The sequence below is a fragment of the Paracoccus amoyensis genome (genome assembly GCF_014490725.1).
GTDB classification, from domain to species: domain Bacteria; phylum Pseudomonadota; class Alphaproteobacteria; order Rhodobacterales; family Rhodobacteraceae; genus Paracoccus; species Paracoccus amoyensis.
Genome location: NZ_JACOQL010000001.1, coordinates 1 through 22,743, shown reverse-complemented (window position 1 = coordinate 22,743; position 22,743 = coordinate 1). Strand labels below are relative to the sequence as shown.

The following is a 22,743-nucleotide window of genomic DNA, read 5'->3' as shown; positions in this document are numbered from 1 at the left end:
TCAGCCCTCGGCCTGTTGTTTTTCGATCTCTGCCTTGCGCAGAAGAAAGCGCTGGATTTTGCCACTTGGCGTCTTGGGCAGCTCGGCCACGAAGTCGATCAAGCGGGGATAGGCATGGGCAGCCATGCGCGTTTTGACATGCTGGCGCAGGTCTTGGGCCAATTCGTCGCTGCCCGAATAACCGGGCGACAGGATCACGAAAGCCTTGACCAGTTCGGTCCGCTCGGGGTCGGGAACGCCGATCACCGCCGCCTCATTGACGGCGGGATGTTCCACCAACGCGCTTTCCACATCAAACGGACCGATGCGATAGCCCGAGGATGTGATGATATCATCCGACCGTCCGACAAAGCTGACGGACCCGTCCGGCTCGAATTCAACCGTGTCGCCAGTGCGGTAATATCCGCCAGCGATCGCGGGCGTGTCTTTCTGATGGTAGCCGGTAAAGAACAACAGTGGCGATTTCGCGATATCAATGGCCAGAATGCCCGGCTGGTTCGGTCCCAACTCTTTTCCGTGCTCGTCAAGAATGGCGACGCGATATCCCGGCATGGCGAACCCGGCCGAGCCTGCGCGGACATGATGGGTCAAACCGTGGTGATTGTTCACCGTCATGCCGGTTTCCGTCTGACCGTAATGGTCAAAGATCGGCACCGACAGGTATTCGTCAAACCAGCGGATAACCTCTGGGTTCAGCGGCTCACCGGCCGAGGAGACGCAGCGCAGTTTTCCCTTGATCCGCGTCGCGGCTTGCGGTCCTGCCGCGATCAGCAGACGAAAGGCTGTGGGCGACCCCGCAAGGCTGGTGACGCCCAGACGTTCGATCAGGTCATAGGTGCTGTCGGCGGTAAAGCCGCCCTCATACAGGGTCGTTGCAATTCCCAGCTGCAGCGGCCCGGTGATCGCGTAATAAAGGCCATAGGCCCAACCCGGATCGGCGATATTCCAGAATACGTCATCTTCCCGCAGGCCAATGGCGTTGCGCATATAAGCCCCGAAGGCCAGCATTGCGCGCAGCGGCACAGGCACCCCCTTGGGCAGGCCGGTCGTGCCGGATGTGGACATCATCATCAGCAGATCGTCGCCACGCCGCATGACCGGGGCAAATTCAGGCGATGCTGCCGCAAGCTGCGCACGCAAGTCGATATCGCCCTGCGGCAGAACCTCGCCAGCGTCGATCACGGTTGCGACCTGCGGGCAGTTGGCGATCTGGGCCAGTTTGGCGCGGTTCGCCATATTGGTGACGACCAGCTTGGCGCCGCTGGTGTTGAAGCGATGTTCGATGGCCGAAGGTCCAAAGGCGCAGAACAGCGGCTGATAAACCGCGCCCAGCCGCCACGCCCCCAGGATCGTTGCCACCAGTTCGATGGTGCGCGGCAGCAACCCCGCGACAACGTCGCCAGCGCCGATGCCCCACCCGGCCATGACGTTCGCCATCCGCGCCGACAACCGTTGCAGATCCTCGAACGTGTATTCGGTGATATGACCCGCAGCAGAAACCGCGCGCAGGGCCAGCCGGTTCTGCCCGACATAGCGGTCAACGCATTCGACGCAGCCGTTCAGATTGTCCAAATCACCTGAAAGGCGGGCGATCTCATCTTCGATCCGAAAATTACTGGCGGCGTCGTCATAGGTCATCGACGGTGGTGAAATCATTTGCGCATGCATGCGAAAGCTCCTCCTGCCATGTCCCGCCTCCTCGCGGGGTATGATAGGCGAATTTTACACTTACCCATATTGCAAACAATGACATTGAATGCAGATATAAGTGATCGATTTTACAATACCAGTCAGCCATGGAACGCGCCAACATCACCCCGGGATTCGTCAACGACGCATTGGATGCGGTGCGCAGCCATGGCATCGACGCGGCTCTGCTTCTGGCGGATGCTGGGTTGCCTGCGATGGTCGACCGTCCCGTCACGAATCATGAATATGGCCGATTGTGGTGGCGGATTGCCAAGGAAATTCAATGCGAGTTCTTTGGGCTGGGCGCGCGGGCAATGCGACCGGGCAGCCTTGATCTGATGTGTCACGCGGTCCTGCACAGCGGCAATCTGGAACGCGCCCTGCGCCGGTCGCTGCAGTTTCTGAACGTGATCCTTGACCAACCACGTGGCAGCCTGCGCGTGTCTGACGGCCTGGCCATCATCACGCTGGACGACAATGCTCAACGCCCGGCATTTGCCTATCGCGCCTATTGGCTGATTCTGATGGGGGTCGCCTGCTGGCTGATCGGTCGGCGGATACCGCTGCGGCGCCTGGATTTCGCCTGCCGCGCGCCGAAAGACCGGCAGGACTATCGATCTTTTTTCGGCGCGCCCGTCCTGTTCGACCAGCCGCAAACCAATCTGGTTTTCGATTCCACCTACCTGCCCTTGCCGGTCGTGCGAAGTGAAACCGCATTGGAAAGCTTTCTGCGCGGCACGCCGGCAAATTTGCTGATCCGTTATCGCCACGACGACGATCTATCGGCCCGTATTCGTGCACGACTGGGCGCGATCGCCCCGATCAATTGGCCGGGGTTCGAGGAAATGGCAGCACAGCTGGGTCTGTCTACAGCCACGTTGCGCCGCAGGTTGCGCAGCGATGGGCAAAGCTTCGGCGCGATCAAGGATGAATTGCGCTCGGTCCTGGCCCAGCGGCTTTTGACGCAAGATATGACCGTAGCGCAGGTCGCGACGGAATTGGGTTACAGCGAACCCAGTGCGTTTCACCGCGCCTATATGAAATGGACCGGTCAAAGCCCCGGTGCGTTCAAACGCAACGCCTGACCCGACCGCCCACCACTTATGGGATCCGTGATCTGTCGATGAACTTGCGCAGTGCAAAGCGCGACCGGACGGCGCGGATATTTTCCAGCTTCAACAGCCGCGTTTGCAAAAAGCGCTCATATTCATCTAAACTTTCGACCGCCACTTCCAGCAGGAAATCCTGACTGCCCGTCATCAGCACGCCTGTCACGACCTCGGCGAAGCCTGCCACAGCCTGCTGAAACCGGGTCAGCTCATCGACGTGCTGCCGCTCCAATTCGACCGAGACAAAGACAGTAATGCCGAACCCGCTGGCGACCGGATCGATACGCGCGTGATAATCGGCAATCACGCCGCTTTCTTCCAGCCGGGCCAAGCGTCGCTTGCAGGGCGTTGCAGACAGGCCCACCTGTTCGGCCAATTCGGCCAGGGTGATACGCCCATGCTTCTGCACGGCGGCAAGAATCTTGCGGTCAATCGAATCTATGGTGATTTTCATATGCACTTCCTCAATTGACGAGTGAATAACACTAATATTTCCGCTTCATCCAGCCGTCAGGCCCCTATTTCCACCACACTCATGCGTATAATCTGAGCCAATCCAGCCATGGGGAGATAGCAGGATGACCTTGACCCTTACCGACGAAACCCCGCCCAAAGGTTTCGAGCGTCTGGTTCGCGCCGAAGACCCGGCCTCGGGGCTGCGCGCCCTGATCTGCATCCATTCAACCGCGCTTGGCCCTGCGGCGGGCGGTTGCCGGATGTGGAATTACGCCAGATGGGATGATGCGCGCCATGATGTGCAGCGCTTGGCCGAAGGCATGACCTATAAGAACGCCATGGCCGATCTGGGGCTTGGCGGCGGCAAATCTGTCATTCTGGGCGACGCCAAACGTGACAAAACCCCGGAATTGTTCCGCGCTTTTGGCCGCGCCATCAACGCACTGAATGGCAGCTACTACACGGCCGAGGATGTCGGCACATCGCCTGCCGATATTGCGCAGGCCGCAACAGAGACGCCCTATGCCGTCGGGTTGGAGGGCGGTCAATATGGCAGCGGCGACCCCTCGCCTTTCACGGCAGAGGGCGTTTTCCAATGCCTGCGCGTTGGCGCAAAACACGTCTTTGGCAGCGAAGATCTGACCGGCCGTCAGGTGCTGGTGCAGGGGTTGGGCCATGTCGGCATGTCGCTGGCCGAAAAGCTGCATGCAGCCGGAGCGGCATTGATCGTCACCGATATTGACCAAGCCGCGCTGGATCGCGCTGCCCGTGGTCTGGGCGCTACGGTGATCGCGCCGGATCAGGTATTTGCGACACAGATGGATATTTTTGCCCCCTGTGCATTGGGCGCGGTTCTGAATGACACGACCGGGCCGCAACTGACCGCCAAACTGATCTGTGGTGCGGCCAATAACCAGCTTGCCCATCCCGGTATCGCGGGCGCCCTGCACGCCCGTGGCATCCGCTATTTACCCGATTACGTGGTCAACGCTGGCGGCATCATCAGTGTGGCCGGGGAAATCCACAAAGCCGGTCCCGGCTATCGGCGTGATCGGCTGGCAGGGATCGCAGGTCGGGTTGATGCGATGCTGACGCGCGCCGAGCAGGAAGATCGCAACACAACCGAAATCGCCGCTGATATGGTAAAAGAGATTCTCGCCTCTGCGAACAGGAACGTTGCATGACCAATACTCCGCCGCTTACCCTGAATGTGCCAGAGCCGGGTTGCCGCCCCGGCGACACACCCGACTTTTCGGATTTCGTGATCCCGCGGGCAGGTGCCGTGGATCGACCGCCAGTTGACGTCGACCCCGACGACATCCGCGACATGGCCTTTTCGATCATCCGCGTCCTGAACAAGGACGCCGAGGCCGTTGGCCCATGGGCCGAGGGCCTGTCGCAGGAGGAATTGCTGCAAGGTCTGCGGCACATGATGCTGTTGCGGGCTTTTGATGCCCGGATGCTGACCGCGCAACGCCAGGGTAAGACCAGCTTTTACATGCAGCATCTGGGGGAAGAGGCTGTCAGCTGCGCCTTCGCGATGGCGCTGGAACCCGGCGACATGAACTTTCCGACCTATCGTCAGGCCGGATTGCTGATCGCGCGGGATTACCCGATGCAGACGATGATGAACCAGATCTATTCCAACGCGAAAGATCCTCTGCATGGGCGGCAATTGCCGATCATGTATTCGTCCAAGGATCATGGCTTCTTCAGCATCTCGGGCAATCTGGGCACGCAATTCGTGCAGGCTGTCGGCTGGGCCATGGCATCGGCCATTTCGGGCGACACGCGCATTTCTGCGGCGTGGATCGGCGATGGTTCGACCGCCGAAAGCGATTTTCACAGCGCGATGGTCTTTGCCTCGACTTATAATGCGCCGGTCATCCTGAATATCGTGAACAACCAGTGGGCAATCTCGACCTTTCAGGGGATTGCGCGGGGCGGCGTGGGCACATTTGCAGCACGCGGACACGGGTTCGGGATCGCCTCGGTCCGGGTCGATGGCAATGATTATCTGGCGGTGCATGCGGTTGCCAAATGGGCGGCGGAACGCGCGCGTCTGGGCCACGGCCCGACACTGATCGAACATGTGACCTATCGCGCGGGCGGCCATTCGACCAGCGATGATCCATCCGCCTATCGCGCCGCGGATGAGGGTGCGGCATGGCCGCTGGGCGATCCCATCGACCGGCTGAAACGTCATCTGATCCGCATTGGCGCATGGTCCGAAGAACGCCACATTCAGGCCGAAGCCCAGATCAGGGATGAGGTCGTCGCAGCCCAAAAAGCCGCCGAGGCGAATGGCACCCTGGGTCAGGGCACGGCCCCATCGGCCCGCGACATGTTTGAAGGTGTATTTGAAACCATGCCGCCGCATCTTGTCCGGCAGCGTCAGGAAGCAGGGTATTAAGATGGTGCAGATGACCATGATCGAGGCCCTGCGCGACGCCCATGATGTCGCCATGGCCAATGATGACCGCGTCGTCGTCTATGGCGAAGATGTCGGCTATTTCGGTGGCGTCTTTCGCGTGACGGCGGGGCTGCAAAAGAAATACGGCAAGTCGCGCTGCTTCGACGCGCCGATCAACGAGGCCGGTATCGTCGGCACCGCCATCGGCATGGCCGCCTATGGCCTGCGCCCGGTGATCGAGATTCAGTTCGCCGATTACGTCTATCCCGGCATGGACCAGATCGTGTCCGAGGCTGCACGCCTGCGTCACCGCTCGGCCGGGGATTTCACCTGCCCGCTGGTGATCCGCATGCCCACGGGCGGCGGCATCTTTGGCGGCCAGACGCACAGCCAATCACCCGAGGCGTTTTTTACCCATTCATCGGGCCTGAAAACCGTGGTCCCATCCAATCCGCGTGACGCCAAGGGGCTGTTGCTGGCGGCAATCGCCGATCCCGATCCGGTGATCTTTCTGGAACCGAAACGACTTTATAACGGCCCCTTCGACGGTCATCATGACCGCCCGGTGACAAGCTGGAAAAAGCATCCCTTGGGCGATGTTCCCGAAGGGAACGAGATCATTCCACTGGGTAAGGCCCGCATCACCCGTGAAGGCAAGGATGTCACCGTTCTGGCCTATGGCACCATGGTCTATGTGGCCGAAGCGGCGGCGGCGGAAACCGGTATCGACGCCGAAATCATCGATCTGCGCACGCTTTTGCCGATTGATCTGGATACGATCAAAGCCTCGGTCGAGAAAACCGGCCGCTGCGTGATCGTGCATGAGGCGACGAAAACTTCGGGTTTCGGGGCCGAACTGTCGGCTTTGGTGCAGGAAAACTGCTTCTATAGTCTGGAAGCGCCGATTATCCGCGTCACCGGATGGGACACACCCTATCCACATGCGCAGGAATGGGATTACTTCCCCGGCCCGGTCCGTGTCGGCGCCGCGTTGAAAACCGTGATGGAGCGCTAAGATGGGTATCTATGCAATCCGCCTGCCCGATATCGGCGAAGGCGTGGCCGAGGCTGAACTGACCGAATGGCACGTCAAACCCGGCGATGTCGTGAAGGAAGACGACGTCCTTGCCGCCGTGATGACCGACAAAGCGGCCATCGAGGTGCCCAGTTCCGTCAGCGGAACCGTGGTCGAACTGGGTGGTGAGATCGGGGACATGATCGCCGTGGGCGGCATCCTGATCCGGCTAGAGGTCGACGGCGAAGGCAATGAATCTGCGGCCGCGCCGGCGAAACCGGCAGAGGACAAACCCGCCGCTGAAACACCAGCCGCCGAAAAAGCAGCCGAAAAAGCAGCGCCCCTGAAACCGGCGGCGAAGCCTGTCGCCCCAGTCACGACCAAACCCCAGACCCCTGCGGTTGAGCGTGCCAAGGGCACCAAACCATTGGCCGCGCCCTCGGTTCGTGCCCGTGCCCGCGAAGAAGGCATCGACCTGCGCCACGTTCCCGGCACCGGACCAGCCGGTCGGATCAGCCATGACGATCTGAACAGCTTCATCGCCTCGGGCGGCATTCAGCAAGGCGGTGTGACGCGCGGCAAGAATACCGGGGTCGAGGAAATCCGCGTCGTCGGCATGCGCCGCAAGATCGCCGAAAAGATGGCGCTGTCGAAATCGCACATCCCCCACATCACCATCGTGGAAGAGGTCGACGTTTCCTCGTTGGAGGAGCTGCGCACCGCGCTGAACAAGAAATACAAGGATGCACGTCCCAAGCTGACCATCCTGCCCTTCCTGATGCGCGCGATTGTCGAATCCGTGCGCGAACAGCCTGATCTGAACGCCCGCTATGACGATGAGGCGGGCGTGATCCATCGTTATGGCGGCGTCCATATCGGCATCGCGACGCAAACCCCGGCTGGCCTGAATGTGCCCGTTGTCCACCATGCCGAATCCGGCAACCTGTGGGACAATGCCGAACAGGTGGCCGCGCTGGCCGAAGCTGCGCGCGAAGGCTCGATCTCGCGCGAGGCGCTGTCGGGCGGGACGATCACCATCACCTCACTTGGTCCGCTAGGCGCGATCGCCACGACCCCGATCATCAATTACCCCGAGGTTGCAATTGTCGGCGTCAACAAGATGGCCGTGCGCCCGGTCTGGGACGGCCAGCAATTCCAGCCGCGCAAGATGATGAACCTGTCCTGTTCATTCGACCATCGGGTGATCGACGGTTGGGATGCGGCGGTGTTTGTCCAGAAACTGAAAACCCTGCTGGAAACTCCGGCCATGCTGTTTGTCGAGGGCTGAAATGACTGATCTGACCTGTAAGCTTCTGGTGATCGGCGCCGGTCCGGGCGGCTATGTCTGTGGCATCCGCGCCGGGCAGCTGGGGATCGACACGATTGTCGTTGATCCACAGCCGCCGGGGGGCACCTGTTTGAACGTGGGCTGCATTCCGTCCAAGGCGCTGATTCATGCTGCCGATGAGTTCTACAATATCGTCCATGCGCCGCAGGGACCGTTGGGGATCTCGGTCGCGTCACCCTCGATCGATCTGGCGCAAACGGTGGCGTGGAAGGACGGCATTGTCGGGCGGCTGAACAGCGGTGTCGCCGGCTTGCTGAAAAAGGCGGGCAGTCGGCTGATCCGGGGCCATGCGGAATTCATTGACGGCAAGACCGTTCAGGTCACCGATGGCAATGACGTGCGGCGTATCCGCGCGGAATTTATTGTTATCGCCTCGGGTTCCGAGCCGGTGGAACTGCCTTTCCTGCCGTTTGGCGACGACATCATCTCATCAACCGGGGCGCTGGCGCTGGCTCAGGTTCCCAAGCGTCTGGCGGTTGTCGGTGGCGGCTATATCGGGCTGGAAATCGGCACGGCATTTGCCAAGCTGGGCAGCAAGGTCACTGTCATCGAGGCCGCAGATCGCATTCTGCCGCAATATGACGCGGCGCTGACCCGCCCTGTCATGGCGCGGCTGAAGGCATTGGGGATCGACGTCAGGACCGGCGTCAAAGCCGAAGGTTATGCAGGCAGCGCACTGCAAACCGATGCGGGTGACATTCCCGCCGACAAGGTGCTGGTCACGGTTGGCCGTCGCCCCCGCACGGCTGGCTTCCGTTTGGAAGAACTGTCCCTGACCATGAACGGCCCGTTCATCAAGATCAACGGCATGTGCCAAACCTCGATGCGGGGCGTTTATGCGATTGGCGACGTCACGGGCGAACCTATGCTGGCCCATCGTGCCATGGCTCAGGGCGAAATGGTCGCCGAACATGTCGCCGGTCACAATGTCAGTTGGGACAAGATGGCAATTCCCGCCGTCTGCTTTACCGACCCCGAGATTGTCACCTGCGGGGCAGCCCCCGGCGGTGAAGGCAGCAAATCTTCAGAATTCCCGTTTCAGGCCAATGGTCGCGCCATGACGACCGAACGCGAAGATGGTTTCGTCCGCATCGTCTGGCGCGAGGCGGATCGTGCGGTTCTTGGCATTCAGGCGGTTGGTGTGGGTATTTCGGAATTGTCTGCGGCCTTTTCGCTGGCCATTGAAATGGGCGCGACACTGGACGATATCGCCGCCACGATCCACGCGCACCCGACGCAATCGGAAGGCCTGCAAGAAGCCGCCTTGCGCGGTTTGGGTCACGCGCTGCATATCTAGCGATTGAAGAGGCATGCCATCTGCCGACAACCCGGCTTTCCCTGTCAGGCAAGACAGGGAGGCCGGGTTTTCCATTTTTATCACCTGCGTTACCGATCTGCGTAAGCCGGAAAGCCTTCAGGGCCCATCTGCGACCTTGTCATCGGGCATACATCGGTATACATCGGCATACAATTAGCTTGCCCTGCCCATCGGAACCTTCCGCGACGCAGTGCGCCAGCCCGAACCGCCATCAGACCATAGGGATCGTCATGAGCTTGTACACCGACTACCTAACAGAAATCGAAGCCCGCAAAGCCGAGGGATTGCATCCCAAGCCCATCGACGAAGATGCATTGGTGGCAGAGCTTATCACACAGATCGAAGATGCCGGCAGCGAATACCGCAAGGATTCGCTTGATTTCTTCATCTATAACACGCTGCCTGGCACGACCAGCGCAGCATCGGTCAAGGCGCAGTTCCTGAAGAAAATCATCCTTGCGGATGTCGTCGTCCCGGAAATCACCCCGACCTTCGCCTTTGAACTGCTGTCCCATATGAAGGGTGGCCCGTCGGTCGAAGTTCTTCTGGATCTGGCGCTTGGTGCCGATGCCCAAATCGCCCGGCAGGCAGGTGACGTGCTGAAGACGCAGGTATTCCTGTATGACGCGGACATGGTGCGTCTGGGCGACGCCCATGGGGCGGGAAATCCCGTCGCGAAGGATATCCTTGAAAGCTATGCGAAGGCAGAGTTCTTTACCAAGCTTCCTGACATCGAAGATGACATCAAAGTCGTGACCTATATCGCCGCCGAAGGCGATATCTCGACCGACCTGCTGTCGCCGGGCAATCAGGCCCATTCGCGATCCGACCGTGAATTGCATGGTAAGTGCATGATCACGCCAGAAGCGCAGGCAGAAATTCAGGCATTGCAGCGGCAGCATCCAGACAAGCGTGTGATGCTGATTGCCGAAAAAGGCACGATGGGTGTGGGATCGTCGCGAATGTCGGGCGTGAACAACGTCGCCCTGTGGACAGGCAAACAGGCCAGCCCCTATGTGCCCTTCGTCAACATTGCCCCGGTGGTTGCAGGCACGAACGGGATTTCGCCGATCTTTCTGACCACGGTCGATGTGACCGGGGGGATCGGTATCAACCTGAAAAACTGGGTCAGGAAAACCGATGAAGATGGCAAGCCCATCCTGAACAACGATGGCAACCCGATCCTGGAGCAGAAATATTCGGTCGAGACTGGCACCGTTCTGATCATCAACACCAAAGACAAGAAGCTTTGCGACGAAAACGGCAAAGAGTTGGTCGATATCGCTGCCGCCTTCACGCCGCAGAAGACCGAGTTCATGAAGGCAGGCGGTTCTTATGCCATCGTCTTTGGCAAGAAGTTGCAGACATTTGCCGCAGAAACGCTTGGGATCAATCCGACCCCTGTCTTTGCCCCGAACAAAGAAATCTCGATCGAAGGTCAAGGCCTGACGGCGGTCGAGAAGATCTTCAACCGCAACGCTGTCGGTGTGCTGGGCAGCAAAATCCTCCACGCAGGATCGGACGCGCGGGTCAAGGTGAACATCGTCGGTTCGCAAGACACCACCGGCCTGATGACCGCCCAAGAGCTTGAAGCGATGGCTGCGACGGTCATTTCCCCGATCGTGGACGGTGCTTATCAGTCGGGTTGCCACACGGCTTCCGTGTGGGACAAGAAGGCCCAGGCCAATATCCCGAAACTGATGAACTTCATGAACAATTTCGGCCTGATTACCGCCCGTGATCCAAAGGGCGTCTATCACGCCATGACCGACGTGATTCACAAGGTTCTGAACGACATCACCGTGGATGATTGGGCAATCATCATCGGTGGCGACAGCCACACCCGCATGTCCAAGGGCGTCGCCTTTGGCGCGGATTCGGGCACTGTGGCATTGGCCCTTGCGACGGGCGAAGCGACCATGCCCATCCCGCAATCGGTGAAAGTGACGTTCAAAGGCACCATGCAACCGCATATGGATTTCCGCGACGTGGTTCACGCAACCCAAGCCCAGATGCTGAAGCAATGCGGCGACAACGTGTTCCAGGGCCGCGTGATCGAGGTCCATATCGGAACGTTGCTGGCCGACCAGGCCTTTACCTTTACCGACTGGACGGCCGAGATGAAGGCCAAGGCGTCTATCTGCATCTCGCAGGACGATACCCTGATCCAATCGCTGGAAATCGCGAAAAACCGTATCCAGATCATGATCGACAAGGGCATGGAGAACGGGGCCAAGACCCTGCGCGGTCTGATCGCCAAGGCCGACAAGCGTATTGCCGAAATCCGTTCGGGCGAAAAACCCGCGCTGGCCCCCGATGAGAACGCAAAATATTTTGCAGAGGTCGTGGTGGATCTGGATCTGATCGACGAACCGATGATCGCAGATCCCGATGTAAATAACGCTGATGTTTCAAAGCGCTATACCCATGACACAATCCGCCCCGTGTCCTATTACGGCGGCACGAAAAAGGTCGATCTGGGCTTTGTCGGTTCTTGCATGGTGCATAAGGGTGATATGAAAATCGTCGCCCAGATGCTGAAAAACATCGAGAAATCGCAAGGCAAGGTCGAATTCAAGGCGCCTTTGGTCGTGGCTGCGCCAACCTATAATATCATCGACGAGTTGAAAGCCGAAGGTGACTGGGAAATCTTGCAAAAGTATTCCGGCTTCGAATTTGACGATATGCTGCCCAAAAGCACCGCCCGCACGGAATACGAAAATATTCTGTATCTTGAACGGCCGGGCTGTAACCTGTGCATGGGCAATCAGGAAAAGGCCGCAAAAGGCGATACGGTTCTGGCCACTTCGACGCGCCTTTTCCAAGGGCGGGTTGTTGAGGATGCCCCTGAGAAAAAGGGTGAATCGCTGCTTGCGTCGACGCCGGTCGTTGTGCTTGCGGCAATTCTGGGCAGAACGCCCAGTGCTGACGAATACAAAGACGCCGTTCAGGGCATTGATCTGACCAAATTCGCGCCGCCGTTGGAAAAGCCGGGGATGGCGCGGTCAGTTCATTTCTAAGCGGCAGACGAAACAACCCCATTCAAACCGGCAGCAGATCCGTTCTGCTGCCGGTCGCATATAGCCACCTCTCGCCCGCATCGATGGCGTGACTGCAAACCCGCAGTTTGTGATTACGGATGGCTTCGCGGCCCAGGTATCAGATGGCGCCCACGCGACACACCGTTTGAGGGCCGTCGGGAAACTCGGGGGTTCCGGTCCAACTGGGCATCATCATATCCCCGGTATCCGAACTGATAAGGTGTGAGTTGGCCAGCAACCATGCCTTTGCAACAAGACCATCGGACTTTACCAAACGCCCTGTGGAAATCGCCAAAGACAGAAAGCCACACACCAGCGCGGCCGCGGCCGAAGTGCCACCAAACCGGCAGAAATACGAACCGAACTCGCGCAGGCGCATATCCGGGTATTCCTGTTGAAACGGGCTGCTGGAATAGCCACCCCTGCCCGGAACATCTGTCGCAATCACGTCAAAGCTGGAAAATTTGTGATTGCTGTTCGTGTCAGGCACGCCGACAGCATCATAGTCCGGGCGCATCTCATCCAGCCGCACCTCGACCCGATCGAAAACTTCTGCATCATTGCTGGGGGCGAAAACGGTCGCGCTTTCCGGGCTGGAATAACTGCTGCGATATCCTTTGGCATTGATTGCACCGACCGAAATGATGCCATTGTGGTCGGTCGCAAGATTGGCTGGATAGATGGCATTTTCCTCATTCGCGTTTCCCGCTGCGCAGATCACCGGGCATTGTTTGGACACTGCCACGATCAACTGCGCCAATTCGGTCCACATTTCCTTTTCTTCGGGTTTAAGCGGCACGCGCCGTGTCGCCTGCTGCAAATCCTGCTGACCCACCATCACATCGGTCAGTTCCGGCACGATCCGCGACGGATCGGGAATGGCACGGGGCAGTAAAATCAAATCCGCCTTGATCAGATGCGCGTAAAGAAAGGCCAGTAAAAGCGATTCAGGATGCGGATCAAAATTCGTGGATATCTGAACGATCTCGCAGGTCGGATCGACACCCATATAGGGCAAGGGCAGTTGGGAAATATGCCCCGTGATATCTACCTGAGCCGCGATCGACGGGCGCGCTCCGACCAATCCGGCCACGCAAGTCCCGTGGGTCGAGAAGGTCGGTGAGACGCAGGGCTTGATCCCGCGATAATGCGCTGTTGAGCCAATGGAGAGGCGATCAACAAATTCTGTCAGCAACCGGCGGGCATGGGGCAGCCCGTCAGAAATATCCGTTTCCCATTCCAGCGGAAGGTTTCCGATCGGCTGCTTTCCATCCATGAAGCAGGAAAATGACCCCAATCGGGCCGAAAACAGATCAAGGGAAAGATCACGATTGACCACTCCCACAAGGTTGGGATGTTCAACCGCGACCGAGGTATCGATGATGGCCACACGCGTAGGCGGGTCGCAACGCTCCACCGACCAGCCATTCGGGGCGCTGTCCGCCGCAAGGACCCCCAGGGTTTTCAGATGCCAAAGCGCATCATAGCTGGGATAGGTTTCACTGGCCGGAAGAGGATTTTCAATGTTCATCTGTTCATACCCATTCAGCAAGAGCGGCAAGCATCTGATCTTCGCACACACGTTCAAGACAAGGTGTCAGCATTCGCGCCAACTGGTATCCCGCTTCCGTATCCGATCTGTAATGCACCCCCGCCCATTCACGGTTTTCCGCAATACGACGGGCGCTGTTCATCAATTCGGAACTGGCGGGATGTTCGGGCAGAATGCGCGAAAAGATGAAGGCGACGGAAAATGACTGCAGCGAATGGTTCGACGGATACGACTGATGCGGCGGATTGGGCAAAAGCGGGTTCAACCGCGGTTCGATCTGATTGGGCCGCACCACGTTATATCGGTCTTTGTAGCGCAGCCCTATTTCATCCGTCAGGGCAATGACGACGTAAAACAACCTTTCGGTCGCCTCGAAGCCACTAAACCCTTCGATCCCAAGCGGGCGCAGATAGCCTGACAGTTCCAGATTGGCTTCGCGCAGGATTTCCTCGATTCTGTTGCTTTCAGGCTCGGTCTTACGCAACGCCTGCTTTATCAAAAGCTCTTTGGCATCGGCGCGCAACATTTCAGGGGATGGCGGTAAAGGCACGGGAAGGTCGATCCAATCCGCCTTCATTGCATGAAGTTTGTCACGCTCTTTCCACGGCTCCAAAATACCGCCATGAGTGCCGGCATCCTCGTTTCGATTGCGATTTCGGTTCCGGTTTCTGTTGCGATTGCGGTTTCGGTTCAGGGAAAGGACCGACAGGACCGACCCGGACTGGGCCGAGGTCTCGGGATTGGATACGGTTTGCACGATACCGTCGTTCAGAACCAACCCGCTGGCCGTCACCGTGAAATGGTTTGAGTGCAGAATGTCCAGCCTAACCATGAAATCTACTCCGTATATCGCTTGATCGCCTCGATCAGGGTGGCTTCTTTTTCTTTTTGAGAGATACGAAACCGCTCTTTCTGCACCTCATGATCAGCAAATTGCGGATCAGTCAGCAAAAGCGATTTATAAACGTCCTGCGCTTCGTCCCTGCGTCCTTCCAGACCAAGATTCACCAGAAGATAGCGTTTTGCAGCGTTGAAACGGGGCTGCTTGCCAAGCGCATTTCTGGCGGCAACGATGGCCTGACGGCTGTCACCGATCATTGTCGAGGTCATCGCCAGCGTTGTGTCATAACTGTAGCTGATGGGACTGAAGCCGCCCAGATAGACAGCTCTTTTCGCGGCCTTATGCGCGGCTGCATAATCCCCGATATACAGCTTGTGCAGCGCATAATGGTCCCACACGAAGGCCTGATTGCGGTTAAGGTTCAGTGCTTTTTCCAGCAAATCACCGGCGCGTTCGTGATCGCGGAACACATAACCCATGGTGTGACCCAGACAGGCCAGCGAGATTGCGTTGAACGGATTGTCATTTAACGCCTTGCGCGCCAGCCTGCTGGTTTCATTAGCTGAAAATGCGTCCAGCGTGCCAAGGTTTTCGCCGACCTTGAACGACGCGGCATAGGCCTGCAATGAGGTGTAAAGCGTGTCCGGGTATCGCTCGATCATAAGATTCAGGATCGCTTCGGTATTGGACAGCGAATTGCGGTCCAGCCGGAACATCATGTTCAGCGCCGTATAGCCCGCCAACATCGGTCCCGGGGTCTGCCGTGTATCGCGCTGTCGCGACCGCAAGATGAACTTTGCCAGACGGTCGACATTCTGGCTGACAAAGCCCGAGATGACGTTGGCGTCAGGATCATACAGCTCATCCACCGACACCTGAATCGATTGGCTCCATTCAAGCGCCATATGTGCCGCGCTATACAAAAAGAAGGTCAGCGTCAGGCTTTTATGGACCTGCAACGTGCGAACGCGAATGTAATACTCGGTCTCATATGCGCCCAGAAACCTGTCCGAAGGCGTTTCGGCATCCCGCAGATCGTAGATATCGACGGGCTGAAGTTCGCTTAAATTCTGGGCTATGCCCTCCAGCAACCGATCCGCCAGATGCATCGTTGACGCATCGCATCCTTGCTGAATATTGGGAAGAATTCCCAATGAGGATCGGGGTTCAGGATTATATGGCGCGACCAGCACTTGAACCGATCTGGACCCGGGATTGGGTTTGGGCGTGTTCTTCTGCTGTTCGAACAATGCGGCCGCTTTATCTTGCCAAAGCTGACGTTCAAACAGCAACCACTCCTCGAACTCCTCGTCACGAATATCGATGCCTTCCAACAGTTCCGTTTCAGGCTCGATCCCCAGAACAGAAAGCTGCGCCGGATCATCCTGAACAACCCAATAGTCAATCCAAAGGGCATTATCGCGAAGGGCGATAGAGTTTCGGTCGACCCGCAAGATACCGTCAGACAATCCACCAAGATCCTTGCGCAGCTCGAATATCAACTGACGCAAACTGGTTGACGATTTTTCTTCGTCGCTCTGGCTCCACAGCTTGTCTCTTAGCCAGACCCGCGTCCGCTCTCTGCGGGGGGCAAGGGCCAACAGGGCCAATAATGCCTGTGCCTTCTTGATCCGTGGTGCGCAATTTTCAGACTGACCACGCCGGAGTCCAAACGGTCCCAGCAGAAAAAGCTGGGCAACGGGTCCATTGTTACCGGGTACTTCTGTCACTTCGGTATTTGCGGGTGCGTTTGGAAGGGCGACGGGGAAAAAAACTGGCTCCCTGCCTAATATCGATACCGGTTCTTCGAACGTTCTAACCGGCGTAGCACAAAGCAGGGCACTGTCACAATCATACTTGATTTTGATAGAATGGTCCATCAACTTAGATGCCCCTGCCCTTCCAAACGCAGAATCAGCATCGGATTTCTACCGTTATTTATCCGTTAGTTAGCACTGCTGCTCATCCACAAAGAAACAAAAGAGTTCAGGTTGGAAACGCACGCCCGGTAGTTAAACCTGCTGCAAATATCGCAGGGGCAAATCGACGTCTTTGTTGGCAGTGCCACCAATTGATGAGCTTCGCGGCCTTTTGCCCCACACCCAGTCCGGCTTGAAACAGCCCCGGCTATCAGACGCTTCGCTTCCGCCCGAAAACCATCCCATGCACCCTGTCGCGCGCGTGGCATCCCCGCTCCGTTACCAGCTTATCTCGCGAACGGGAAGACCCCATGAACGCGGTAATCCATTGGAAATACGAGGATGTTTCGCGCCGTCCCGTGTCCGTCGAGGGGCACTCGAGGAGGGACACAGGCCATTCAGAGACCCATTCCGCGTCAGGCGCCCAGTCTCCGAAAAGCGGATGGCCCTGCCAACGCCCTTTGAAGCAAAAAGAAAAAAGGCTCCAATCGGGGGCCCCTGGACGGATTCGGTGTCTGAATGTGGCGGACAGTGAAAAATCCATGTGCAACCATCTACGCGCCTCAAGGAACCTCAAGAATGCCATTTACCGACCTGTAAAACATAAACTATTTCTGTCACACGCCCTCATTAGGCCGCATGCGGATTCAGGCAAGCGCAGCGCCGTTGCATACCCTTTCTCTGTCCGGGTAGCACCGGAAGGAGAAGAACCTGACCCTCACCGTCAAACAATCGAGGCCGCGAAATTCGGCGTCACGAAGGAGCGTCTCAGCGATGGCAATGGCCTTTATCCAAGGCTCTACCCGTCTGGCAAGAAGGCCTTTCAGGTGCAGATTTCGGTCACCGCAGGACGGCGCAAGCGCGTCTGGATCAATCTCGGCGATTTTCCCGGGGTCAGCCCGCGACAGGCGCAATCGGCTGAGCGTCCCCGTTCCGAAACCCCGTTTCGGGAGGTGGCCGGAATCGGGTTCACCCGCAAACGCTGCGCCCTGAAAAACGGCAAGCACTTTGCCCGGAACAGGACGACGATCACGACCCAAGCCTTTCCCAGCCTTGCCGACCGCCCCATCGGTCAGATCGAGCGGCGCGAGGTCGTCGAACCGATGCCCGACTCCTCCCCGGGAACATGCCTCGGGTTCGAGCTCATGCTCATAGTCTTCCGCCCGATGAAGTGGATTGATGGCTTGCCGGAATTAGGGCTGTGGACCAACCTTCCGGAGCGGGACAAGCGTTCCGAAACCACCTTGTGCGCCTTCGGGCCTGACGTAATCATACAGCGTCGGCCGCGAGAGCGCCGCGAGGGTGACAAGACGCTCGACAACCGACAGCTTCTGCAGGTTCTTGACCGGATAGTTTCCTGTCACGGAATAGGCTGGCACAAAGCCGTAGATTTGATATGGTTCCAACGGGCCAAGATGCTCCAGCGCCCAAGGAAAAATCTCGACGCCATTCTCGTCTTTTGCTTCCAGGCGATGCGCGCCGGTTGCGATCCCGGAATAATATACTCCGACGAATTCCGATTGAGGATACTCAGCCTGAGGTCCCCGCCAAGTCACAATACCAAAACCAAGATCGATCTTCATCGATCTACCTTGCCCCATGGCCACATTAATGACACCAAGGGCGTTATACCCAAACGGAATCAGATCATCCGGATGATAGTCTGGATCATCTGCAAAGATCTCCTCAATAACAGGTCTCAGCTGGCCGGGATCGCAGACCCAATATTTCCCACTGTTCAGCGATCCCCAACCCTCTTCAATCCACCATCGCATCAACATTTCCGGCACACGCCCGCGCCAATACGCAATCTGCTCTTCAGTCGGAAAAGTCTGAAAGGCTGGCGGCGCATATTCCTTGACCAGATCACTATACCAATCTTCATCTGTATATGCCGACATATTGCATCTCCTTCATCGTCCCGGATCGACGAAAAATCAAAAAGTGGCAGGGAGGCGGTACGGGTCGATCATGGCATGACAGGAGCGCGCCTGTCCGGCGTCGAAATGGGCACAATCCCGCACAGCAAACGCAATAGCGGCTGGCTCAGCCAACCTGTCTGATTTCACGCAATCCAAAATTGCTCGTCGTCCCCCAGTCGATCAACGTGAATGGCTGCAACTGGGCCAGAAAAGAATAATGCTCAGGAGCAGGCAGCTTTTCCAGTTTATCCAACGTTCGATACCCGCCCATAGGTAAGGCTAAACGAAAGCCGTAGCATTCACGGTAGCCAAGAGGGCCAAGTTTCCTTTTTGCACGTTTGAAGAGCAATACTCCGTATTCATCCTCTTCATCAAAAACATCAGGATCCATGCTATCTATCAGAGAGGAAAAATTTATCTCCGGCCGTTTCATAAATGATTCCGGCCTAATAAATCCATTGCATGCCATAGTTGCATTGATCAGGTTAATATCAATCCCACCGTATCTGGAGCTCCAGCAATACAACCTTCCAAAAGCGGAGTGCCCGACAACAATTGTATCACGGTGATGAAAATCCGGGTCCCCCTGAAAAATTAAAGGCAAGATTCCTGAAAACACCCCAGGATCTCCAACCAACAATCTTCCGTCATATGCCGAAAAACATTGATACTGCATAAGGAAGGAAACCGCATCAGGGGGTATTAGATATTCCTTTCCATACTTCTCCCAGTCAACCAAGTCCCCAGGGAATACCACTGGATGAGATTTTTCTACATAATATTCATAGTCTTCGCTGATTTTCGACATCAGCAATCCTCCAGCGCAACGTCCATCTTTTCTTGCTTGCCCTTGATACGTTCGGCATATTCATCCATCTTATCAAGCCTCCCTTTCTTGATCCACTTGCTGCCGATTGATGAGTTGATACCTCGGTGGCCCATTCTCCAAATTTTATCGAGCCCGCCAGCCACCAGGTCAAGCGCGTGAAGCGCGGCAAGTCCTTTGGCCTCATCGTTCGCTAGCTGTTCCGCTTGACGCTTGCTATACCCTTCAGTTTCCAGAAGCGCATCTCTTCTTTTTTCCAGCCACTCCTTCCGTGCCTCCCTTTGCGCGGCCCCGCCTCTAGTGGTCTCACCTTCTTTATAAGCTCGACGCCGTTCCAGATACTCTTCCGGCGACATGTCGTTCAGTTCTTCTTCCTGCTTTTTCAGCTGATCGCGATACTCGTCGCGGTCATATTTATCTGACACCTCGAAGCATTCGACCTCGTGCTTTTCGCTTGCGACCGCTGAGACCCGGACGCCTGCGCCCGCACCGGCCCCCGCGGGCGCCGTTGCCTGATCCTGGATATCCTCCCACGCTTGCTTTCTGATCCCATCGGCGAGGTCGTAATCACCGGCTGGAAGAGCTGTCGAACGGACCTGGGCGGCTGCGTTGCCCAGAATCTCCATCTGCGGTGCGCTCAGTCCTTTCCCCGGGGTTCCGGCATAATAATCCAACTCGCTCAGGATGCCTTCGATCCGCCGTTGCGTCGCACGACCCCCGGTAATCGCATCCACCAGCTCGATAATGAGGGATTTTCCGAAGCCACCCCGACGCCCCAGGCCTGTCTGTGGTTTCACCTGCGTCGGTGGGGCCGCACTGCCAGCTTTGCTTCCGCCGCTGAACAGGCCGCCGCCTGCATCCGTCATCGTTCCTGTCGCGGCCTGCGCGACCTGATAGGGTTCGAAAGGCATCTCCTGCGCCACCAGCGACCCGGGGAGTGGATCGTCGTCGATGGGCGCTGCATAGCTGCGCGTATCCCTGCACTGCCGATATCGTAGACGTCATAGGCGGTCGAAATGACGTTTCGCACCGCTCGAACCGTGTGCCTTGGTGCTCGGTGGGACCGGCTCGCGTTGATCGCTTGATCTAACTCAAGACCGCAGCGAGCAGATTTACGAGGCCCCTGCCTGCGGTATATCCCGGATCACGCCGGGGGTCGTAGACTGTCACCTGCATACCCGCCGCGTCGTAGGGCCGGGCTGCTTTCAACAATCTTTCTATCTCTTCCCAGGAGAATCCGTCGGCCTGGGGCGAATCCACCGCTGGCATGATAGCAGAGTCGATCGCGTCAACATCTAGATGTAGCCAGTGGTTATGACCGTGGGCTGTGATTGCAGCCAAAGCTAATTCCGTGGCTGCTTCTATCCCTTCCTCGCGCATCGCGGGGAGCGATCGATAGTAGAAGCCCGCATTCTCGATTGCCGGAATGGGAGCTTCTCGGCGACGGTTGAAGTCGCGATTGCCAAGAACTGCCACGTTGGTCGTCACGACATACGGTCGACGGCTCTCGATATTCGTCAACGCACTTGGCCCCCACCCGGTTGCCAACGCGAGATCCATGCCAGCCGCGCCGCCTGTCCCGGATTGTTCGGGGAGATAGAAATCGGTGTGCCCGTCAACGAAAAGGAGTGCGGGATCACCTAGCCGCCGCAGGCCCAACATTGAACCGATCAGCAGACTGCAATCGCCGCCAATAACCAACGGAAAACGGTCAGATTTTACGACGCTCTCGACCGCGTCTGCAAGTCGGACAGCGTGCTCGGCAATTGCCGCGATGTTGCGGATGTTGATCGAGCGCCCATCATCAGCTGAGTACGGCTGCGGCTGGACGCTGATAACCTCCGCAACGTCCAACCGCGCATGCAGTCCGAGATCGCGTAACACCGCTGGACTGTGTAGCGTACCGGGTTCGCATCCGGGCTCCGGCGGCATCAAGCCCAGATTTGAGGGCGCCTCTATAAGGACGATAGGTCGTTGTGTCATTTCGACGTTCCTCTCGCCTCGACATTCCATGTTTCAAAAGTATCGTCGTCCTGCACGACAAGAGTGTCATGTAGATTGACAACTGAGCAGGAATGGTTGGGTAGCACAAGAAATCGCTCGCCAATCCGAAGATCAGGCCCGCCGTTCCGTGAAACAAATCCATGCTCTTCTGAAAGCTTCAACACGCTGAGACGCGCGCCAGTGTCGTCCCGATCAATTGCGATTGCGGTCCCATATCCTGCGAGACCCGAACTGCCGTGCGGCCCGAGATCGGAGCTTAGCGCCTTTGAACCGGCGTCAACGATGTAGGCTCCAGCATTTCAGCTAACAATTGTAGTCACGACACCCAAGGCAATATCGCTCTCACGCCCACAGACCCAGACACTGTCCCGGCTCTCGATAAAATGTCGGTCAGGGCAGCCTCAGCAACGGGCACATTCAGCGCGTCCTTCGTGGCCTGCCCCGCGATCCCGGCAAGCGCGGCAAACAGGCCCAGCTTGCCGCCGCCAACCGTCAGGTTCATCGAGCCGCCGATGCGTTCCTGATGGTTGCTGCCGATCTCGATCGACTTGTTGCTACCCACGCTTTCGATCTGATCGTTGTCCACCCGCTTCATGCGGTTGTTGAGGACCTTCAGTGTCTGGTCCTTCTGGGCGTGGATGGCAATGTTCTCCTGCCCTTGCTCATCCTCGAACGCGATCTCGTTGAAGCCTTGTCCTTTATGCGTGTTCGACCGCCACACCGCCTTGGTCTTATGCGCGGGCAGCGGGTATGGCGCATCGTTCTTGCCGTTGAACACATTGCCCACCACGACCGGCTTGTCGGGATCGCCTTCAAGGAACTCGACCAGCACCTCCATCCCGATCCTTGGGATGACCATGCCGCCCCAGCCGGCGCCGGCCCAGTTCTGGCTGACCCGGCAGCGCATCGAATAGGCGTTCGCCAGATCCCAGTGGAACCGCACCAGGATGCGACCATATTCGTCGCAGTCGATCTCGCCCTCGCCGACGACCTCGGCGGTCTGCGGGCCCTGCACCACCGCCGCGGGCGTGCGGCGTGGCGGGGCCATCGGCGCGGTGTCGGGCATCAGGGTGTAGCTGCCGGTGAAGCTGTAGCCGTCGCTGCCGGGACCGCCCGAGCCATAGGCCTCGCTGACAAAGTGATGGCTGGCCGAGAGGCACAGATAGGTCTCACCCGTTCCCGGCACCTTGTCGCCTGACAAGGTCACCCGCATGCCGGCGCCGAGGCTGACGCAATCGCCCACCGCCCGGTTGCGCCGATCCGCGCCGCGCTCCTGCTCGGTCCTGAGCC

18 protein-coding genes and 1 pseudogene are annotated in these 22,743 nt (G+C 57.9%); 8 read left to right on the top strand and 11 right to left on the bottom strand.

What is annotated here, in order from left to right:
* Complete coding sequence (locus tag H4P12_RS00090) at window positions 1-1,668, bottom strand: acyl-CoA synthetase (protein ID WP_187791581.1); 1,668 nt, start codon at window positions 1,666-1,668, stop codon at window positions 1-3.
* Between the two features lie 128 nt (window positions 1,669-1,796).
* Here H4P12_RS00090 and H4P12_RS00085 point away from each other — a divergent pair, with 128 nt between their 5' ends.
* Window positions 1,797-2,774: an AraC family transcriptional regulator gene (locus H4P12_RS00085; RefSeq protein ID WP_187791580.1), complete on the top strand. Its 978-nt coding sequence runs from the start codon at window positions 1,797-1,799 to the stop codon at window positions 2,772-2,774.
* Window positions 2,775-2,790: 16 nt separating this feature from the next.
* On the opposite strand, the gene H4P12_RS00080 is transcribed toward H4P12_RS00085, so the two are convergent.
* Window positions 2,791-3,252 (bottom strand): Lrp/AsnC family transcriptional regulator, encoded by a 462-nt coding sequence (locus tag H4P12_RS00080; protein ID WP_187791579.1) that lies wholly within the window; start codon window positions 3,250-3,252, stop codon window positions 2,791-2,793.
* 124 nt (window positions 3,253-3,376) lie between these two features.
* Here H4P12_RS00080 and H4P12_RS00075 point away from each other — a divergent pair, with 124 nt between their 5' ends.
* From H4P12_RS00075 to H4P12_RS00050, 6 genes are all read left to right on the top strand, one after another.
* Entirely contained in the window at window positions 3,377-4,438 is a 1,062-nt protein-coding gene (locus H4P12_RS00075; protein WP_187791578.1) for a Leu/Phe/Val dehydrogenase, read from the top strand.
* Window positions 4,435-5,667, top strand: a complete 1,233-nt coding sequence (locus H4P12_RS00070; protein ID WP_187791577.1) for a 3-methyl-2-oxobutanoate dehydrogenase (2-methylpropanoyl-transferring) subunit alpha — start codon at window positions 4,435-4,437, stop codon at window positions 5,665-5,667. Before H4P12_RS00075 ends, H4P12_RS00070 begins: the two co-directional genes overlap by 4 nt.
* A 1-nt stretch (window position 5,668) precedes the next feature.
* Window positions 5,669-6,682, top strand: coding sequence for an alpha-ketoacid dehydrogenase subunit beta (locus tag H4P12_RS00065; protein WP_187791576.1), 1,014 nt, complete (start codon window positions 5,669-5,671; stop codon window positions 6,680-6,682).
* Window position 6,683: 1 nt separating this feature from the next.
* Window positions 6,684-7,970: a dihydrolipoamide acetyltransferase family protein gene (locus H4P12_RS00060; protein WP_187791575.1), complete on the top strand. Its 1,287-nt coding sequence runs from the start codon at window positions 6,684-6,686 to the stop codon at window positions 7,968-7,970.
* 1 nt (window position 7,971) lies between these two features.
* The gene (gene lpdA / locus H4P12_RS00055; RefSeq protein WP_187791574.1) at window positions 7,972-9,327 is read left to right on the top strand and encodes a dihydrolipoyl dehydrogenase; all 1,356 of its coding nucleotides are present in this window, start codon (window positions 7,972-7,974) and stop codon (window positions 9,325-9,327) included.
* 251 nt (window positions 9,328-9,578) lie between these two features.
* Window positions 9,579-12,368 carry a bifunctional aconitate hydratase 2/2-methylisocitrate dehydratase gene (locus tag H4P12_RS00050; protein WP_187791573.1) on the top strand — a complete coding sequence of 930 codons (2,790 nt, stop codon included), beginning with the start codon at window positions 9,579-9,581 and terminating at the stop codon, window positions 12,366-12,368.
* Window positions 12,369-12,507: 139 nt separating this feature from the next.
* Here the strand turns inward: H4P12_RS00050 and H4P12_RS00045 are convergent, their stop codons facing one another.
* The 3 genes from H4P12_RS00045 to H4P12_RS00035 are packed head-to-tail and all read right to left on the bottom strand — an operon-like array spanning window position 12,508 to window position 16,383.
* Window positions 12,508-13,920 carry a S8 family serine peptidase gene (locus H4P12_RS00045; protein ID WP_187791572.1) on the bottom strand — a complete coding sequence of 471 codons (1,413 nt, stop codon included), beginning with the start codon at window positions 13,918-13,920 and terminating at the stop codon, window positions 12,508-12,510.
* A 4-nt stretch (window positions 13,921-13,924) separates the two neighbouring features.
* Window positions 13,925-14,773: a phosphatase PAP2 family protein gene (locus tag H4P12_RS00040; RefSeq protein ID WP_187791571.1), complete on the bottom strand. Its 849-nt coding sequence runs from the start codon at window positions 14,771-14,773 to the stop codon at window positions 13,925-13,927.
* A gap of 5 nt (window positions 14,774-14,778) precedes the next feature.
* Window positions 14,779-16,383: a transcriptional regulator gene (locus tag H4P12_RS00035; RefSeq protein WP_246448748.1), complete on the bottom strand. Its 1,605-nt coding sequence runs from the start codon at window positions 16,381-16,383 to the stop codon at window positions 14,779-14,781.
* A gap of 629 nt (window positions 16,384-17,012) precedes the next feature.
* On the opposite strand from H4P12_RS00035, the pseudogene H4P12_RS19230 reads away from it, so the two are divergent.
* Window positions 17,013-17,609, top strand: a pseudogene (locus H4P12_RS19230) (Arm DNA-binding domain-containing protein); the annotation flags it as partial.
* Between the two features lie 285 nt (window positions 17,610-17,894).
* Here H4P12_RS19230 and H4P12_RS00030 read toward each other — a convergent pair.
* From H4P12_RS00030 to H4P12_RS00005, 6 genes are all read right to left on the bottom strand, one after another.
* On the bottom strand, window positions 17,895-18,602 hold the full coding sequence (locus H4P12_RS00030; protein WP_187791569.1) for a GAD-like domain-containing protein: 708 nt from the start codon (window positions 18,600-18,602) through the stop codon (window positions 17,895-17,897).
* Between the two features lie 145 nt (window positions 18,603-18,747).
* On the bottom strand, window positions 18,748-19,431 hold the full coding sequence (locus H4P12_RS00025) for a T6SS immunity protein Tdi1 domain-containing protein (protein WP_187791568.1): 684 nt from the start codon (window positions 19,429-19,431) through the stop codon (window positions 18,748-18,750).
* On the bottom strand, window positions 19,431-20,372 hold the full coding sequence (locus H4P12_RS18975) for a polymorphic toxin type 15 domain-containing protein (protein ID WP_187791567.1): 942 nt from the start codon (window positions 20,370-20,372) through the stop codon (window positions 19,431-19,433). The genes H4P12_RS00025 and H4P12_RS18975 overlap by 1 nt, the downstream gene beginning before the upstream one ends.
* Before the next feature lie 163 nt (window positions 20,373-20,535).
* Window positions 20,536-21,432, bottom strand: coding sequence for an arginase family protein (locus tag H4P12_RS00015; protein ID WP_187791566.1), 897 nt, complete (start codon window positions 21,430-21,432; stop codon window positions 20,536-20,538).
* Entirely contained in the window at window positions 21,429-21,737 is a 309-nt protein-coding gene (locus H4P12_RS19225) for a type III PLP-dependent enzyme domain-containing protein (protein ID WP_187792416.1), read from the bottom strand. The genes H4P12_RS00015 and H4P12_RS19225 overlap by 4 nt, the downstream gene beginning before the upstream one ends.
* Before the next feature lie 32 nt (window positions 21,738-21,769).
* On the bottom strand, window positions 21,770-22,743 hold a 974-nt coding region (locus H4P12_RS00005), incomplete at its 5' end, for a type VI secretion system Vgr family protein (protein WP_187791565.1).

Excerpts from the sequence above, each read along its gene's own strand:
- H4P12_RS00090 (WP_187791581.1), bottom strand. The coding sequence starts at position 1,668 with ATGCATGCGCAAATGATTTCACCACCGTCGATGACCTATGACGACGCC.
- H4P12_RS00085 (WP_187791580.1), top strand. The coding sequence starts at position 1,797 with ATGGAACGCGCCAACATCACCCCGGGATTCGTCAACGACGCATTGGAT.
- H4P12_RS00080 (WP_187791579.1), bottom strand. The coding sequence starts at position 3,252 with ATGAAAATCACCATAGATTCGATTGACCGCAAGATTCTTGCCGCCGTG.
- H4P12_RS00075 (WP_187791578.1), top strand. The coding sequence starts at position 3,377 with ATGACCTTGACCCTTACCGACGAAACCCCGCCCAAAGGTTTCGAGCGT.
- H4P12_RS00070 (WP_187791577.1), top strand. The coding sequence starts at position 4,435 with ATGACCAATACTCCGCCGCTTACCCTGAATGTGCCAGAGCCGGGTTGC.
- H4P12_RS00065 (WP_187791576.1), top strand. The coding sequence starts at position 5,669 with ATGGTGCAGATGACCATGATCGAGGCCCTGCGCGACGCCCATGATGTC.
- H4P12_RS00060 (WP_187791575.1), top strand. The coding sequence starts at position 6,684 with ATGGGTATCTATGCAATCCGCCTGCCCGATATCGGCGAAGGCGTGGCC.
- lpdA (WP_187791574.1), top strand. The coding sequence starts at position 7,972 with ATGACTGATCTGACCTGTAAGCTTCTGGTGATCGGCGCCGGTCCGGGC.
- H4P12_RS00050 (WP_187791573.1), top strand. The coding sequence starts at position 9,579 with ATGAGCTTGTACACCGACTACCTAACAGAAATCGAAGCCCGCAAAGCC.
- H4P12_RS00045 (WP_187791572.1), bottom strand. The coding sequence starts at position 13,920 with ATGAACATTGAAAATCCTCTTCCGGCCAGTGAAACCTATCCCAGCTAT.
- H4P12_RS00040 (WP_187791571.1), bottom strand. The coding sequence starts at position 14,773 with ATGGTTAGGCTGGACATTCTGCACTCAAACCATTTCACGGTGACGGCC.
- H4P12_RS00030 (WP_187791569.1), bottom strand. The coding sequence starts at position 18,602 with ATGTCGGCATATACAGATGAAGATTGGTATAGTGATCTGGTCAAGGAA.
- H4P12_RS00025 (WP_187791568.1), bottom strand. The coding sequence starts at position 19,431 with ATGTCGAAAATCAGCGAAGACTATGAATATTATGTAGAAAAATCTCAT.
- H4P12_RS00015 (WP_187791566.1), bottom strand. The coding sequence starts at position 21,432 with ATGACACAACGACCTATCGTCCTTATAGAGGCGCCCTCAAATCTGGGC.